General features: G+C 61.0%; 12 protein-coding genes. 4 read left to right on the top strand and 8 right to left on the bottom strand.

What is annotated here, in order from left to right; genetic code table 11:
* Nucleotides 1-7: 7 nt before the first annotated feature.
* Genes selB through fdnG form a run of 6 tightly spaced genes read right to left on the bottom strand, consistent with a single transcriptional unit; the run spans nucleotide 8 to nucleotide 8,978 of the window.
* Nucleotides 8-1,924, bottom strand: coding sequence for a selenocysteine-specific translation elongation factor (selB, locus tag QZR14_RS01335; protein ID WP_311995773.1), 1,917 nt, complete (start codon nucleotides 1,922-1,924; stop codon nucleotides 8-10).
* On the bottom strand, nucleotides 1,921-3,324 hold the full coding sequence (selA, locus tag QZR14_RS01330; protein WP_311995772.1) for an L-seryl-tRNA(Sec) selenium transferase: 1,404 nt from the start codon (nucleotides 3,322-3,324) through the stop codon (nucleotides 1,921-1,923). The genes selB and selA overlap by 4 nt, the downstream gene beginning before the upstream one ends.
* 60 nt (nucleotides 3,325-3,384) lie before the next feature.
* Nucleotides 3,385-4,311, bottom strand: a complete 927-nt coding sequence (gene fdhE, locus QZR14_RS01325; protein ID WP_311995673.1) for a formate dehydrogenase accessory protein FdhE — start codon at nucleotides 4,309-4,311, stop codon at nucleotides 3,385-3,387.
* 3 nt (nucleotides 4,312-4,314) lie between these two features.
* Nucleotides 4,315-4,980, bottom strand: a complete 666-nt coding sequence (locus tag QZR14_RS01320; RefSeq protein ID WP_311995672.1) for a formate dehydrogenase subunit gamma — start codon at nucleotides 4,978-4,980, stop codon at nucleotides 4,315-4,317.
* The gene (gene fdxH / locus QZR14_RS01315) at nucleotides 4,977-5,912 is read right to left on the bottom strand and encodes a formate dehydrogenase subunit beta (protein ID WP_311995671.1); all 936 of its coding nucleotides are present in this window, start codon (nucleotides 5,910-5,912) and stop codon (nucleotides 4,977-4,979) included. The genes QZR14_RS01320 and fdxH overlap by 4 nt, the downstream gene beginning before the upstream one ends.
* Nucleotides 5,913-8,978, bottom strand: coding sequence for a formate dehydrogenase-N subunit alpha (gene fdnG, locus QZR14_RS01310; protein WP_311995670.1), 3,066 nt, complete (start codon nucleotides 8,976-8,978; stop codon nucleotides 5,913-5,915).
* Nucleotides 8,979-9,312: 334 nt separating this feature from the next.
* Here fdnG and QZR14_RS01305 point away from each other — a divergent pair, with 334 nt between their 5' ends.
* The 4 genes from QZR14_RS01305 (at nucleotide 9,313) to QZR14_RS01290 (ending at nucleotide 13,451) form a co-directional block, all read left to right on the top strand.
* A complete protein-coding gene (locus QZR14_RS01305) occupies nucleotides 9,313-10,467 on the top strand; it encodes a MalY/PatB family protein (protein WP_250605195.1) in 1,155 nt (384 codons plus the stop codon).
* A 208-nt stretch (nucleotides 10,468-10,675) separates the two neighbouring features.
* A complete protein-coding gene (locus tag QZR14_RS01300; RefSeq protein WP_250605196.1) occupies nucleotides 10,676-11,533 on the top strand; it encodes a glucose 1-dehydrogenase in 858 nt (285 codons plus the stop codon).
* Nucleotides 11,534-11,623: 90 nt separating this feature from the next.
* Complete coding sequence (locus QZR14_RS01295) at nucleotides 11,624-12,967, top strand: cation:proton antiporter (protein ID WP_250605197.1); 1,344 nt, start codon at nucleotides 11,624-11,626, stop codon at nucleotides 12,965-12,967.
* A 187-nt stretch (nucleotides 12,968-13,154) separates the two neighbouring features.
* Nucleotides 13,155-13,451 carry a hypothetical protein gene (locus tag QZR14_RS01290; RefSeq protein WP_141125586.1) on the top strand — a complete coding sequence of 99 codons (297 nt, stop codon included), beginning with the start codon at nucleotides 13,155-13,157 and terminating at the stop codon, nucleotides 13,449-13,451.
* Nucleotides 13,452-13,703: 252 nt separating this feature from the next.
* Here QZR14_RS01290 and QZR14_RS01285 read toward each other — a convergent pair whose 3' ends face one another.
* Nucleotides 13,704-14,240, bottom strand: a complete 537-nt coding sequence (locus QZR14_RS01285) for a hypothetical protein (protein ID WP_016983364.1) — start codon at nucleotides 14,238-14,240, stop codon at nucleotides 13,704-13,706.
* 56 nt (nucleotides 14,241-14,296) lie between these two features.
* A complete protein-coding gene (locus tag QZR14_RS01280) occupies nucleotides 14,297-16,237 on the bottom strand; it encodes a hybrid sensor histidine kinase/response regulator (protein ID WP_311995669.1) in 1,941 nt (646 codons plus the stop codon).
* Nucleotides 16,238-16,239: the final 2 nt, after the last annotated feature.

The raw sequence follows: 16,239 nt of genomic DNA, 5'->3' as shown, positions 1-16,239 counted from the left end.
TTTGAACTCAGGGTGCGTCGGCACTGGCCAGCGCGTTGTCGGGGCGGATCTGGCGGGATTCGCCGAGGCGCCGGGTCAGGCCGACGCGGTCGAAATATTCGAGGTACTGAATACAGCGTTTGCGTCCCAAGCCTAGCGCATCGCGGAAGCTTGTCACCTGGATCTGCGGATTTTCCTTGCCGAGTTTGAGCAGCACGTCGGCCATGTGGCGCAGTTGCACGTCACTCAAAAACAGATCGCGCACCACTTGATGCATCAGACCGAGCCGCGCCAGTTTACGCAGCAGCAGGCGCACGACAGCGTCGTCCTGACCGAGCATTTTCGCGATGTCACGCACCCACGGCGGGTCGAAACCGGCCTGTTCGAACAACGGTTGTAATCGCAGCCAGAGGCTTTCGTCCTCGGCATTCAGGCGCACCTGATGATCCGGCAAATGCAGCCATGGGCCGCTCGCCTGGATTGAGCCGGCCGCCAGCAATTCATCCAGCAAACTCACAAACGTTGAGCGTTCCAGTGCCAGACCACTGAAGCGCCGCAAGCGATCGCGATCCGGGCCCATCTGGTCAGGTTCCAGTTCATGGAACTGCGCGAGTTGATCCAGCAAAGTGAACTTCAGTTGCGCCCAGCGCTGCACGTTGAACAGGACCGGGCCTTGGCGGGTGTCGATCAGGCGTACATTTTCCGCTAATGCCCAGGTTGAGCGTGGGCGATTGAATTGGCGTTCCAGGCGCAGCGGGTCGACGCCGCCAGCGCTGTAGTTGAGCAGTACGGGCAAGACCTGTTCGAACTCGTCGCCAGAAGCCAAAGTGCGCAGTTGCGCCAGACGTTCGGGGCTGCGGCGTTGTCGCGCCGGGGCGAACGGGTCGAGGACCTGGCCGCCGCCCAAGGTGCGTTGCGCGCTCGGGTCGCGCAGGATCAGTCGATCGCCCTTCACCGCGTGCACCGGCGCGTTGATCAGCAATTGCGCGAACATGCGCTCGCCGGGGCTCAGGCGCGGGCCTTCGAGCAAAGCCACCCGGGCGATGACATTCTGCGTGCCGAGGTGCACGTGCACCGGGTGAAAGTGTTCGAAGGTGCGCTCGCCGGGCAGCAGTTGAAACTCGATGTCGACCCGTTGCGTCGGCGCGTGCAGCCATTCGCTCAACAGCCACTGGCCGCGATGGATCTGCGCCAGTTCAAGGCGTTCGCCGCTCAGGTTCAACGCCACTCGTTGCCCGGCGAACGCGTGCTCGGCGGGTTGATTCTGTGCATGCAAGCCGCGCACCCGCACCGATCTCCCCGAAGGCCCGAGGCTGAGTTTGTCGCCGACTGCGACCGCACCCGACAACGCCGTCCCGGTGACCACGATTCCCGCACCGGCAACACTGAACGCGCGGTCAATGGCCAGCCGAAATCCGCCTTCGCGGCTGCGTTCCTGCACTTCTCGTTGCGTTTTCAGCAACGCTTGACGCAACTCATCGATACCCTGCCCGCTCACGCTCGACGCCGTGAATAGCGGCGCTTCGGCAAACGGCCCCGGTTCCAGCAGATCGAGAATCTGGCGCTGCACCTCTTCCACCCTGCCCGCCTGAACCCGGTCGCATTTGCTGATCGCCACCAAGGCCTGTGGAATGCCGAGCAATTCGACAATCGCCAGATGCTCGCGGGTCTGTGGCATCACGCCGTCATCCGCTGCGACCACCAACAGCACCAGATCGATGCCCTGCGCGCCGGCAAGCATGTTGTGGGTGAATTTCTCGTGGCCCGGCACGTCGATAAACCCGGTCAGCCCCGCGCCCGGCTCAAGTTCGGCATAGAGATAACCGAGGTCGATGGTCATCCCGCGTTCGCGTTCCTGCGGGCGGCGGTCGCCGGTTTGCCCGGTCAGCGCTTGCAACAGCGAGGTCTTGCCGTGGTCGATGTGCCCCGCCGTGCCGACGATCACGGATCGACCTGCAACTGCGGCAATTGCGCGAGCCACGCCGGTTCATCGTCGAGCTGACGCAGATCCAGCCACAGCGCGTCGTCGTCGATACGCCCGAGCACCGGGATCGGCAAGGCACGCAACGCCGCTTCCAGATTCAACAGGCAGCGCCCGCGCAAACGCTTGGAGACTTGCGGGCGCATGCACAACGCCGCACTCGGCAAACGCGCCACCGGTTGGCTGCCGCTGCCGATCATGCCCAGGGCCTCGACTGCACTGACCTGCCAGATCTCGCCCAACCGTTCAGCCATCAAGGGCTGCAAGCGCAAAGCCTGGGTGAAGATGTCCGCTTGCGGGCGGGTCAACAGCCGCAAACTCGGCAGACGTTCAGCGAGACGATCGGGATCGCGATACAACCCCAGCACCGCCTCCAGCGCCGCCAAGGTCAACTTGTCGACCCGCAGCGCACGTTTCAACGGGTTCTTCTTGATCTTCGCGATCAGTGCTTTGCGCCCGACGATCAACCCGGCCTGCGGGCCACCAAGCAATTTGTCGCCGCTGAACGTGACGATATCCGCGCCATCCAGCAGCGCCTGACGCACTGTCGGTTCAGCCGGCAAACCCCAACGGGTCAAATCCAAGAGGCTGCCACTGCCCAGATCTTCCAGCAGCGGCAAACCGTGACGATGGGCCAACTCAGCCAGTTCAGCGGTCGGCACGCGGGCGGTAAAACCTTCGATGCTGTAGTTGCTCGCATGCACACGCATGATCAAACCGCTGCGCGGGTTGATCGCCGCTTCATAGTCGCGGGCATGGGTGCGATTGGTCGTGCCGACTTCGTGCAGGCGCACGCCAGCGCGGGCCATGATGTCGGGGATGCGGAAGGCGCCGCCGATTTCAATCAGCTCGCCACGGGAAATGATGCCTTCCTTGCGTGCGCCAAGACTGTTGAGCGTCAGCAGCACGGCGGCGGCATTGTTGTTGACCACGGTGACGGCTTCGGCGCCGGTCAGTTCGCGGATCAGGCCCTCGATCAGATCATCGCGATCACCGCGTTTGCCGCTGGTCAGATCGAATTCCAGATTGAGCGGGTAACGCGCGGCCATTTGCACCGCGTCGATGGCTTCGTCTGGCAATAAGGCGCGACCAAGGTTGGTGTGCAGCACCGTGCCGGTCAGGTTGAACACCCGGCGCACGTGGCTGCGCTGTTGCTGGGCCAGGCGTTCACTGACGCGGCCGGCGAGTACTTCAGGGCTGATTTCCACGGCTGACAATTGCCCGTTCAACACGCCGGGGCGCAGTTCATCGAGCAACTGGCGCAAACCCGCCAGCAGCGACTCACGCCCGTGACGCTCAAGCAAAGGCCCACACGCAGGGTGACGCAACACACCATCAATGGAAGGTAACCGCAGGGACATCAGCCACTCCTGGAAACAGATCACTGGGCTACGCAGTGAAAAACAAGAGTGTAGACCTTGATGTCATTCGTCTCCCGGCGCCAGTAACAGATTCGGCGCCAGCCGCTGATAACCGTCCTGGGCCAGACGCATATCGAGCAGCAAACTGCTTAGATCCGCTGACAACGCCTCGGCATCGGCGTCGTTCTCCAGATACACCAGTTTCAGATAGCTGTTGCAGCCCGGACAGACTTCGGCACGCAACGGTGCCTGATTGGCAGCATGGCGATCGTCCTCAAGGCTCAGATAATCCAGGCCTTTGCTCGACTCGCAATACACGCACTTGACCCGCACCACGTGCCATTCGCAGGCACACAGCGAACACACCAGATAACGCAAACCGTTGTGCTTGCCGCGATGGCGAATCACACCCGCCATGGCCGGTGAGCCGCAAGCCGGGCATTGGCTGAGGCTGTCGCCGGGTTTCAGTTGCAGATTCGCCGCGCTGAGCAGCCAGTGACTCCAGGCCACTTGCAGCGCCGCGCCAAGAAAAGGCACCAACTGCGCCGGCACCATCGAATATTGACCGCTGACCAACGCCACGGCCCATGCACGTAACTGACCGGGACTGGCGACCCGCAACGTTGTCACCGCCTCAATGACGGCAGGCTGTTCATCAGGTTCATAACGCTGCAACAAAGCGTCGAGATAAGCCTGCCAACCCTCTTCACGCACCAACGTGTCAGCCGCAAATGGCGGCAAACCATGCTGCTGACAGGCCTCGATCCGTTGCTGATCAAACGGCGCCGTCAGCGGCGGATCGTCAAACACCTGCTGCTGCACCCGGCACAGCCCGGCAATCAGTCGCAGATAATCAGCCAGCGCATGCCCCTCGGCCAATTGCTCCAGTCGAGCGGCGCGCAAAGCAAACAGGTTATGCGGCGGCAGATGCAGAAACGGCGGCGAACTGGCCGCCGCTTCGATTTCCCCAGGTTCAAGAATGGTTGGCAAACGTCAGCCCTTTTTGGTGATCGGTCGCTCCGGCACGTCGGGATGACGCTCGTCGCGGGTCACCTCGCGATACCAGAGTTCATGGTGTTTCTTCGCCCAGGCGCGGCTGACCCAGCCGTGCATCATTGCGTCCACCGAGCCCTTGATCCACAGCCCGGCGTAGATGTGGATGATGATGCTCAGCACCAGAATAAATCCGGCCAACGCATGCAGCAGCATTGCCCAGCGAATCACGGTGATGCCGAAATACGCACTGAACCAGGCCCGCCAGATCACCAGCCCGGTGAACAGCAACGCGAGCATGCACAGGAGTAAAGTCCAGAACAGCAGCTTCTGCCCGGCGTTGTATTTACCTACCGGCGGCACGCTTTCTTCATCGTTGACCATCACCCGATTGATCCGCCGCAACCACCGCCGGTCATTGGCGATGAAGAAATTGCTGCGCCAGAAACTGAACACCAGGCCAAGGAACAACACGAACATGGCGATGCCCATGTACGGATGCAGAATCCGCGTCCACGGCCCGCCGCCGAACAGGTTGCTCAGCCAGAACAGCGACGGATGAAACAACGCCAGCCCGGACAGCCCAGCCATGAAAAACAGGATCGCCACCAGCCAGTGATTGGTGCGCTGGTTGGCGGTGTAACGCAGGATCGTCTTGTTGCTCATGACCGGTCCTCCCCGCGTGGATCGAAGGTGTGCACCGCCGGATCGACGACGTGCACCGAGGTGTCGGGTGGCGTTGGATGTTCGTCCTCTTCAACCCGGTTCGGCCCGATGCGCACGTAGTGGAAGAACCCGGCCAGCACCGCCGCGCCCATGGCCAGCAGGCCCAAGGGTTTGCTGATGCCTTTCCACAAGCCCACCAACGGACTGATCGCCGGATCCTGCGGCAGGTTGGCGTAGATGGTTGGCGTGTCGGCGTGATGCAGCACGTACATCACGTGCGTACCGCCGACACCGGCCGGGTCATACAGACCAGCGTTTTCGAAGCCACGACTTTTCAGGTCAACGATGCGCTCGGCGGCGTGTTCCTTCATGTCTTCCTTGGTGCCGAAGACGATGGCGCCGGTCGGGCAGGTTTTCACGCAGGCTGGTTCCAGCCCTACTGCGACCCGATCCGAGCACAAGGTGCACTTGTAAGCCTTGTGGTCTTTCTGCGAAATGCGCGGAATGTTGAACGGGCAACCGGTGATGCAGTACCCGCAACCGATGCAGTGATCCTGATCGAAATCGACGATGCCGTTGGCATGCTTGATGATTGCGCCGGGACTCGGGCACGCCGCCAGGCAACCGGGCTCGGCACAGTGCATGCAGCCGTCCTTGCGGATCAGCCATTCGAGGTTACCGGCGTCGGTTTCGTGCTCGGTGAAGCGCATCAACGTCCAGGTTTCCGCGCTCAGGTCTTGCGGATTGTCGTAGGTGCCGTGGTTGTGGCCGACCTCGTCACGCAGCTCGTTCCATTCCGAGCAGGCCACCTGACAGGCTTTGCAGCCGATGCATTTGGTGGTGTCGATCAGCTTGGCCACCGCCTCCTGATTCCTCACCGACGGCGGCACGGTTGTGGTGGCCGAGCGGGCAATAATGTCTTGGCTGGCCATTTACAGTTTCTCCACGTTGACCAGGAATGACTTGGATTCCGGGGTCTGTGTATTGCCATCGCCGAGGAACGGCACCAGGGTGTTGGTCAGGTAACCGTGACGTGTCAGGCCGGTGAACCCCCAGTGCAGGGGGATGCCGATCTGATGCACGATCTGGCCGTTGACCTGCAGCGGCCGGATCCGTTTCGTCACCACTGCCACCGCTTCGATAAAGCCACGCTTGCAAGTGACGCGCACGCGATCCCCGGCGGCAATGCCCTTCTCTTTCGCCAGTACTTCACCGATTTCCACGAACTGCTCGGGTTGGGCAATTGCGTTCAACTTGCAATGCTTGCTCCAGAAGTGGAAATGCTCGGTGAGCCGGTAACTGGTGCCGGCGTACGGGAAGTCCTTGGCCTCGCCAAGGGTTTCCCAGACCGAATCGAAGATCCGCGCTGCCGGGTTGCTGGTGGCTTTCTTGTTTTGCGGGTGCAATGGATTGATGCCGATGGGCGTTTCGAACGGCTCGTAGTGCTCGGGGAATGGGCCTTCGTTCATCTTGTCGACGGCGAAGAACCGCGCCACGCCTTCGGGATTCATGATGAACGGATTCATCCCGGCTTCCGGCGGCACGTCGGCTTTGTAGTCCGGCACATCGGTGCCGGTCCAGGCCTTACCGTTCCACCACACCAGACGTTTTTTCGGGTCCCACGGTTTGCCGGCGACGTCCGCCGAAGCGCGGTTGTAGAGAATCCGCCGGTTGGCCGGCCAGGCCCACGCCCAGCCCTGATGCTGATGCATGCCGTACGGATCGGTGTTGTCACGACGGGCCATCTGGTTGCCGGCCTCGGTCCAGCTGCCGGCGAAGATCCAGCAGCCAGACGCGGTGCTGCCGTCATCCTTGAGCAAGCCGAATCCGGCCAGTTGCGAGCCGGCTTTGACCGCGACGCCAGCGGCATCGGTGAAATCCGCCACAGCGCTGCCGTTGATTTCCTTGGCCAGCTCCTCCGGCGAAGGCTCGTCGGGGATCTTGTACGGCCACGTCAGCTTCAGCAGTGGATCGGGGAATTTGCCGCCCTCGGCCTGATAACGTTTGCGCAGGCGCAGGAACAGTTCGCTCATGATGCGGATGTCGGTCTGCGCTTCGCCCGGGCCATCGGCGCCTTTCCAGTGCCATTGCAGCCAGCGGCTGCTGTTGACCAGTGAGCCGTCCTCTTCAGCAAAACAGGTGGTCGGCAGGCGAATGACTTCGGTCTGGATTTCGGCACTTTTCACGTCGTTGTACGGCCCGACGTTGTGCCAGAACTCCGAGGTTTCGGTAGCGAGCGGGTCCATCACCACCAGCCATTTCAGCTTGGCCAGTGCGCCCATCACACGGTTCTTGTCCGGCAGCGCGGCGATCGGGTTGAAGCCCTGGCAGAAGTAGCCGTTGACCTTGCCCTGGCTCATCAGGTCGAACATCTTCAGAACGTCGTAGTTGGGGATGTCGAGTTTTGGCAAATGGTCGTAGCACCAATTGTTCTCGACGGTGGCGTTGGCGCCGTACCAGGACTTCATCAGGCTGACGTGGAATTTGCTGTAGTTCTGCCAGTAGGACAATTGTCCCGGCCGCAGCGGGACTTGCGTGCGTTTGTGGATGAAGGCGTTGTAGTCCTGCTCGGCGTCGGTGCCCAGCGTCAGGTAGCCCGGCAGCGCATTGGAGAGCAAGCCAAGGTCGGTCAGGCCCTGAATATTCGAGTGGCCGCGCAAGGCGTTGACCCCGCCGCCGGGCATACCGACGTTGCCCAGCAGCAATTGCACCATCGCCGCGCTGCGGATGATCTGCGCGCCGATCGAGTGCTGCGTCCAGCCGAGGGCGTAGAGAATCGTCATGGTCTTGCCCGGTGTCGAGCAAGTGGCGATCTCTTCCCAGATTTTCTGCATGGCATCGACCGGCATGCCGCAGATCTGGCTGGCGAGGTCGATGGTGTAGCGGCTGTAATGCTGCTTCATCAGTTGATAGACGCAGCGCGGGTCTTGCAGCGTCGGGTCAACTTTGACGAAACCGTCGTCGCCCATCTCGTAACCCCAGCCGGATTTGTCGGTGTAGCTGCGTTTCTCCGCGTCGTAGCCGCTGAAGATCCCGTCTTCGAAGCCATAGCCTGCTCTGACGATGAACGACATGTCGGTGTAGTTGCGCACGTATTCGTGCTGGATCTTGTCCTCGGTCAGCAGGTAATTGATCAACCCGCCCATGAAGGCGATGTCGGTGCCGGTGCGAATCGGCGCGTAATAGTCGGCCACCGAAGCGGTCCGGGTAAACCGCGGATCGACGACGATCAGCCGCGCGGCGTTGTGCGCTTTGGCCTCGGTCACCCATTTGAAGCCGCACGGATGCGCTTCTGCGGCGTTGCCACCCATCACCAGGATCAGATTCGCGTTGGCGATATCGGTCCAGGTATTGGTCATGGCACCACGGCCGTACGTCGGGGCAAGACTTGCCACCGTCGGGCCGTGTCAGACACGCGCCTGGTTATCGAACCCCAGCATGCCGAGACTGCGAATCACCTTCTGGGTGATGTAACCGGCTTCGTTGGACGCCGCCGACGCCGCGAGGAACCCGGTGCTCAGCCAGCGATTCACCGTTTGCCCGTTGGCATTTTTCTCGATGAAGTTGGCGTCGCGGTCGGCTTTCATCAGGTCGACGATGCGGTCGAGCGCTTCGTCCCAACTGATCCGCGTCCATTCGCTGCTGCCCGGCTTGCGCGTTTGCGGGTAGAGCAAACGGCCGGGGCTGTGAATGAAGTCGAGAAGGCCTGCGCCTTTCGGGCAGAGGGTGCCGCGATTGACCGGGTGGTCGGCGTCGCCCTCGATGTGAATGATGCTTTGCGCGACGTTCTTCGCGGCATCGCCCTGGCTGTACATGATCAAGCCGCACCCGACCGAGCAATACGGGCAGGTGTTGCGGGTTTCATGGGTGTGGGCAAGCTTGAAGTGACGCACCTGCTCGGCGAAGGCTGGCGTCGGGGCCATGCCCAACGCGCCCAGGCTAGAGCCTGCAAGGCCGATACCGGCGACCTTGAAGAACTGACGACGGCTGAGATCCATCGTGCACTCCTGATCAGGTGGAACCCGGTACTTGAGCCGGGTTTTATCTGGACAATCACGGTTGCGGCAAACGTGTGCCGACTTTTTCACTGTAGACAATGACCACACGATCTGTGTGAAAACCGACCGTCGGCCGTTTGTCGGCACTCCTGCTAACAACCGCAATCCCTGTGGGAGCTGGCTTGCCAGCGATCGCGGTGGGTCAGTCAGCTACATTGTTGGATATGCCGACGCCATCGCTGGCAAGCCAGCTCCCACAAGGTTTTGGGTGTTCCCGCAGGGTCATGGGTTTATCATGCCCCCCAGGACCATTCCCGCCTTCACGAGACCGCGCATGACTTTCGATTTTGATCAGGTATTCGACCGCCACAACACTGGCAGCACCAAGTGGAGCCGCTATTCGGCTGACGTGTTGCCGATGTGGGTCGCTGATATGGATTTCGCCGCGCCGCCGGTGGTGATCGAGGCGTTGCAGCAACGCTTGCTGCACCCGCTGGTGGGCTACAGCGTGGCGCAGGACAACTTGCGCGAAGCCATCGTCGCCGACCTCTGGAACAAATTTTCCTGGAAGGTCAAACCGCAGGAGCTGATTTTCCTGCCCGGCGTCGAGTCTGGCTTCAACATGGCTTTGAAAGCGCTGGTGCAGCCGCAACAGAACGTCGTGGTGCAAGTGCCCAACTACCCACCTCTGCGCCATGCGCCGGGGCACTGGGGGTTGAACAAGGTTGAACTGGAATTCGTTGCGCAGGCTGACGGCACTTACCTGACGCCGTTGGACGTGTTGCGTGAATCGCTGAACGGCGGCGGCGCGCTGCTGCTGAGCAACCCGCACAACCCGATCGGCAAAGTGTTTGGCCGTGACGAGCTGCAAGCCGTGGCCGACATCTGTGCGGCGCAGGACGCCTGGATCATCTCCGACGAAATCCACGCCGAGTTGTGCTTCGACGGTCGCGTGCACATTCCGACCGCGTCGCTGAGCGCGGAGATTGCCGAGCGCACCATCACCCTGATGTCGGCGAGCAAGGCCTACAACATCGCCGGTCTCAAGACCTCGTTCATGATCATCCAGAACGCCGCCCTGCGCGAACGCGTCAACCACGCCCGTTGCGGCATGGTCGACAGCGTCAACCCGCTGGGCATGGAAGCCACCCGCGTCGCTTACAGCGAAGGTGCGCCGTGGTTGGCCGAGCTGAAAACCTACCTGCAAGCCAACCGCGACTGGCTGGTTGAAGCGGTGCGCAGCCGCTTGCCCGGCGTGACCATCAATGTGCCGCAGGGCACCTATCTGGCGTGGCTGGATTGCTCGGCGCTGGATCTGGACAACCCGCAGCAGTTCTTCCTTGAGCAGGCCAAAGTGGGGCTGAGCGCCGGTCTGGACTTCGGCGATCAACACCAGCAGTTCGTACGCCTGAACTTCGGCTGCCCGCGCTCGCTGCTCGAAGAAGGTATCGCCCGCATGGAGCATGCACTGGCAAAACGCAACACCTGAAACCACCACTAAACCCTGTGGGAGCTGGCTTGCCAGCGATAACAATGTATCAGTCGACATTAATGTTGAATGTCAGACCGCTATCGCTGGCAAGCCAGCTCCCACAGGTTCTTTATTCAGTCTGAAAACCGTTGGAAATCCGATCGAACTCACGGCAAACGCACCGGGTCAACCGCCCATACCAGCCATGAAACCTCGGAGACCCGCGATGACCGACTATCCAAAACCACCCTTCCCCGCACAAGCCCAAGCCGTACCCGGTTCGCAACGCAAAATGGAGCCCTATCCTGATTGTGGCGAGCAAAGCTACGTCGGTTCCGGGCGACTGGCCGGCAAGATCGCCCTGATCACGGGCGCCGACAGCGGCATAGGCCGCGCCGTGGCTATTGCGTTCGCCCGTGAAGGCGCCGATGTGGCGGTGGCGTATCTGGATGAACACGACGACGCCAAGGAAACCGCGCGCTGGGTCGAACAGGCCGGACGCCAGTGCCTGCTGTTACCGGGCGATATCGCGCAAAAGGCCCATTGCCAGGCCTTGGTCGACAAGACCGTCGAACGCTTCGGCCGCATCGATGTGCTGGTCAACAACGCGGCGTTCCAGATGACTCACGAAAACTTCGAAGATATCCCCGACGACGAATGGGTGATGACCTTCGACGTCAACATCACCGCGATTTTCCGCCTGTGTCAGGCGGCGATCAAACACATGCGTGCCGGCGCGTCGATCATCAACACCAGCTCGATCAACTCGGACATGCCCAAACCCACCCTGCTCGCCTACGCCACCACCAAAGGCGCGATCGCCAATTTCACCGGTGGTCTGGCGCAGATGCTTGGGCCGAAGGAAATCCGCGTGAACTGTGTGGCACCGGGGCCGATCTGGACGCCGCTGATCGTCTCGACCATGCCCGATGAAGAAGTGCAGAACTTCGGCGGCAACACCCCGCTCGGCCGCCCCGGTCAACCGGTGGAAGTGGCGCCGATCTATGTGCTGCTCGCCTCGGACGAAGCCAGCTATATCACCGGCCAGCGCTATGGCGTGACCGGTGGTAAACCAATGTTGTGATGACGCCTTCGCCAACGCCTACAGTACAACTGAAGGCCCATTGAACACGGTGCGATTGCCGTCAGATCAAACATTTGAGGGCGGCAGATCATGAGTTTTATCGTGTGGGTCGCCGTACTCGGCGCCGTCCTGCTGACCCTGGCACTGACCTCGTCGTATCTGCGGTGGATGCCGGTGACCACCTCGGCGGTTTGCTTGCTGCTGGGGATAGGCATCGGCCCCAGTGGCCTCGATCTGCTGAAGCTATCCCTGGAAGACGCCTCGCTGTGGATGGAGCACTTGACGGAAGTTGCGGTGCTCTTCTCCCTGTTCGTCTGCGGCCTGAAGCTGCGTCTGCCGCTGCGCGACAAGCGTTGGCGAATCGCCTTTGGCCTCGCCGGGCCGGTGATGGTGCTGACCATCGCCGGAGTTTGTCTGCTGCTGCATTTTGCATTGCGTTTGCCGTGGGGGCCGTCGCTGTTGATCGGCGCGATTCTGGCGCCGACCGACCCGGTGCTGGCGGCGCTGGTGCAGGTCAACGATGCGCGGGATGTCGACAGCGTGCGTTTCGGCCTGTCGGGTGAAGCCGGGCTCAATGACGGTGTGGCCTTTCCGTTTGTGATTCTCGGCTTGTTGTTGATCCACGGCGATGGCTCTGCCGCCGAGTGGCAGGGTTGGGTCTTGCGCAGCTTGTTGTGGGCGGTGCCCGCAGGACTGCTGACCGGGTACTGGATGGGCCGTGGCATTGGCCGTGTAACCCTGTCGCTGCGCATCCACAACGACGACAGCACGCTCAGCCCGAATGATTATCTGGCGTTGTCGTTGATTGCCCTGGCCTACGTCGTTGCCGAAGCGATTGGCGGCTATGGCTTTCTGTCGGTATTCGCTGCCGGGTTGGGCCTGCGTCAGGTCGAAGTCAAATCCACCGGCGCCGGGCAGCCGCCCGCCGAACACTTGGTGCAACCGGTGGTCGGCCATCAGAACGTCGAACCGCAGCAGGCGGTGCATGGCGACACCGAACGGCTGGAAAGCAGCCAGGTTGCCGCCGGGATCATGATGGGTGACATGCTGTCGTTCGGCAGTCTGGTCGAACGCGCAATGGAAGTGTTTCTGGTGACCCTGCTTGGCGTGGTGCTGGTGGCGCACTGGGATTGGCGGGCATTGCTGGTGGGCGGCGTGCTGTTCTGCCTGATCCGTCCGGCCTGCGTTGCGCTGATGCCTTGGGGCACGCTGCTTGAAGGACGGCAACGGTTTTTGATCGGCTGGTTTGGCATTCGCGGGATCGGCAGCCTGTTCTATCTGTTTTATGCCTTGAACCACGGGCTGACAGACTCACTGGCCAGCCTGTGTACCGACCTGACCTTGTCGGTGGTGGCGCTGAGCATTTTGCTCCACGGCATCAGCACGCAACCGATCCTCGCTCGTTACGAACGGCGAAAAAAACGAAAAGCCTGATTCTTCTCCTCGATTTTCTAAAGACAATTGATCGAATTTTTTTCTGTAAAAAAATGGATCCCCGCTTAAAGGCCGGCAGTCACAAGCATAACCCCTCGCCGGATATGCCCGGCCGGGCCCGGCAGGTTCGGTTCCCCTGCGGCGCTACGCCTATGAAACGGAATCCTTGAAGATTAAGGTCACGGTCATGAAAGAATGCTCGACTCCTGCGCAAATCAAGGCTTGCAGAGCTCTGGCTCTGGAACGCAATCGTCAATTGTTCGATAACGCCCACACCCTCAACCGCGCAGCCAATGCGCTGCTCGACGTGGCCGATCTGGACATTGAGCAGTTTGAACGCTACCGCGCACTGCGCAAGAAAGCCGACTCGATGTTTGAAGACGCCATCGACCATTTGTGCGTCCTGAACGAGGACTTCCCACCGATCCCGATGTCCTCGCAGAACTCGGTGGCGTTGCGTCGAGAGCTTGAAACTGTGGAGTGAGGCAGAAAAGCCCCTCACCCTAGCCCTCTCCCAAAGGGAGAGGGAACTGACCGAGGTGGATGGTCGGGATACGCTGACCTGAGATACCGAGTCGAATGCAGATTTTGAGTACAATGAAGATCTGCTCCCTTCCCCCCTCGCCCCTTTGGGGGAGAGGGCTGGGGTGAGGGGGATCGATCTAAAGTGCGCCACAACAATCCAGACGAATAAAAAAGCCCGGCCACATAAGCCGGGCTTTTCTGTACTTGGCCATCACCCCCCCGGATTGGTCACCTGAATAAACACCGCATAACTCCCCAGCAACACCCAGAACGTCGCAAAGATCCACGGCGTGCGCACCGAAAACAGCAGCGACTTGCGATAGCCTTTGTGGCTCGATTCCATTTCACTGAACAGCGGCGATTCGTCATACGCCAGGCCCATCAGCGGCTCGCTGTGCAGCAAGTGGCTCTGCTTGAAATGCCAGTGATCGATGATGTCGTACGCGGCACGGATCCCCGGCCAGGCATTCAGCGAGCTGAGCAGCCCGAGCAGGGCCAGAAACGGTGGCACCACCAGGGTGAACAACTTGCCCCACTCCGGGTTGAGGTTGGCCATGCACGAGGCAAAGGCAATCACCAGAAACGACTGGGCCGCCAGATAGGCGTCGGTGCGGTTGGCGAGGATGCTGGTTTCGTACTGGATCTCCCGCCGATAGAAATCCAGCCGTTCCTTGGGTGAGCCGAACATTTTGGCGTCATGTTCGGTCAGGGTTTCTTCAGCGGTTGGCTCGGTCAGTATGCGAGACACAAGATGCACGCTCCGGGGTGGGGAAAGCCTTTAGAAGTCCCGGTTGGTGCGCAAGTTCAGACGGATTGACCGACGTCTTGTTTCATCGATTGGGCAATGATCGCCACCAGATTCATTTGCGTGAATGGCTTGGGCAGCCGTGGCAGTTGCGCGGCAAAACCTTCCAGACGCTCGGCGTAACCGGTGGCCAGGATGATCGGCAGATCCGGTTTGAGCACGCGCACGGCATGGGCCAGTTGCGCGCCGCTCATCTTCGGCATGGCCATGTCGGTGATCATCAGGTCGATGACTTCGCCCTGATCGAACAGCGCCAGCGCCTGCGCACCGGAGGTCGCACTGACCACCCGATGACCAAGGTCTTCGAGCAGCAGGCTGGTGCTGGTCAACACCAATGAGTCGTCATCCACCACCAGCACGCTGAGTCTTGGCACCACCACGGGCTCGGCGTATGGCTGCAACGGCTTGCTGACCGTACCCTCGCCAGCCACCGGAATCCACAGTTCTGCCGTGGTGCCCTGAGCCTTTTCGCTTTTGAGGACGAAACGCCCACCGAGTTGTTCCATAAAGCCGTGGACCATCGACAAGCCCAACCCGGTGCCCTTGCCAAGACCTTTGGTGGTAAAAAACGGATCCCTGGCCGACGCCAGTGTGTGCTCATCCATGCCCTCCCCGGTGTCGATGACGCTGAGGCAGACGTAACGCCCCGCCGGCTGGTCCGAATGCCCCAGATCAAGCACCACTTGCGGTTCAGCGGTGATGCTTACCGTACCGCCGTCGGGCATCGCGTCGCGGGCGTTGGTCGCCAGATTGAGCAAGGCCAGTTCCAACTGATTGGTGTCCGCCAGCACCGGTTCGAGATCGTCGGGAAACTGCGTGTCGACACGGATGCCCGGCCCGAGGGAGCTGCGCAGTAAACCGGTGATGCCCTGAACCAATTGCGCGATATCCACCGATTCGGTCTTCAGCTCCTGACGGCGGGCGAACGCCAGCATACGCTGGGTCAGCGACACGCCGCGCAAGGCGCCCTGGGTGGCGTTTTCCAGCAGGCGGCTGATTTTCGGATCGTCGCCCACTCGTTTGTGCACGATCTCCAGGTTACCGAGAATCACCGTCAGCAGGTTATTGAAGTCATGGGCGACGCCGCCGCTGAGTTGACCGATGGCCTGCATCTTCTGCGCCTGGAACAGCGCTTCACGGGTTTTCTCCAGCGCCTGCTGTGCCTGATGGGCTTCGGTAATGTCACGGGTGATCTTGGCAAAACCGAGCAAGCTGCCGGTGTCGCCACGAATCGCATCGACTACCACATGAGCGAGAAACCGCGTGCCATCCTTGCGCATCCGCCAGCTCTTGTTCTCGAAGCGGCCTTCGCGGGTGGCGATTTCCAGCGCCCGTTGCGGCTCGCCGAGTTCGCGGTCTTCGGGGGTATAGAAGATCGAAAAATGCTGGCCGATGATTTCTTCCGGCAGATAGCCCTTGATCCGCTGAGCGCCCTGGTTCCAGTTGCTGACCCGGCCTTCGGGGCTGAGCATGTAGATCGCATAATCGGTGACGCCCTGCACCAGCAAGCGGAACTGCTGTTCGCTTTGCTTGAGGGTTTCCTCGGCCATCTTGCGGTCGGTCAGGTCGCGGGTGATCTTGGCGTAACCGAGCAACTTGCCGCTGGGATCAATGATCGGATCGATCACCACGTGTGACCAGAAATTGGTGCCGTCCTTGCGCACCCGCCAGCCCTCGCCTTCGAAACGTCCTTCACGGATCGCGGTATCGAGCGCGCGTTGCGGCAGGCCGGCAGCGCGATCATCAGCGGTATAGAAGCGGGAAAAATGTTCGCCGAGGATTTCCGCTTCTTCGTAGCCCTTGAAGCGTTTGGCGCCGGAGTTCCAACTGGTGATGATGCCGTCGGGATCGATCATGTAGATCGCATAGTCGACCACCGCATCGATCAATAGACGAAAACGCATCTCTTCGATCGCCGCGGTCTTGTTTTTCTCGCTCATCA

It is taken from the genome of Pseudomonas sp. rhizo66, assembly GCF_031931925.1.
GTDB lineage: Bacteria > Pseudomonadota > Gammaproteobacteria > Pseudomonadales > Pseudomonadaceae > Aquipseudomonas.
The sequence above is the reverse complement of the archived record's forward strand: the minus strand, read 5'-3'. Positions and strand labels throughout refer to the sequence as shown.

Bases quoted from the DNA above. Each gene is read 5' to 3' on its own strand.
- QZR14_RS01280 (WP_311995669.1), bottom strand. From the start codon at position 16,237: ATGAGCGAGAAAAACAAGACCGCGGCGATCGAAGAGATGCGTTTTCGT.
- QZR14_RS01295 (WP_250605197.1), top strand. From the start codon at position 11,624: ATGAGTTTTATCGTGTGGGTCGCCGTACTCGGCGCCGTCCTGCTGACC.
- QZR14_RS01300 (WP_250605196.1), top strand. From the start codon at position 10,676: ATGACCGACTATCCAAAACCACCCTTCCCCGCACAAGCCCAAGCCGTA.
- QZR14_RS01320 (WP_311995672.1), bottom strand. From the start codon at position 4,980: ATGAGCAACAAGACGATCCTGCGTTACACCGCCAACCAGCGCACCAAT.
- QZR14_RS01290 (WP_141125586.1), top strand. From the start codon at position 13,155: ATGAAAGAATGCTCGACTCCTGCGCAAATCAAGGCTTGCAGAGCTCTG.
- QZR14_RS01305 (WP_250605195.1), top strand. From the start codon at position 9,313: ATGACTTTCGATTTTGATCAGGTATTCGACCGCCACAACACTGGCAGC.
- fdxH (WP_311995671.1), bottom strand. From the start codon at position 5,912: ATGGCCAGCCAAGACATTATTGCCCGCTCGGCCACCACAACCGTGCCG.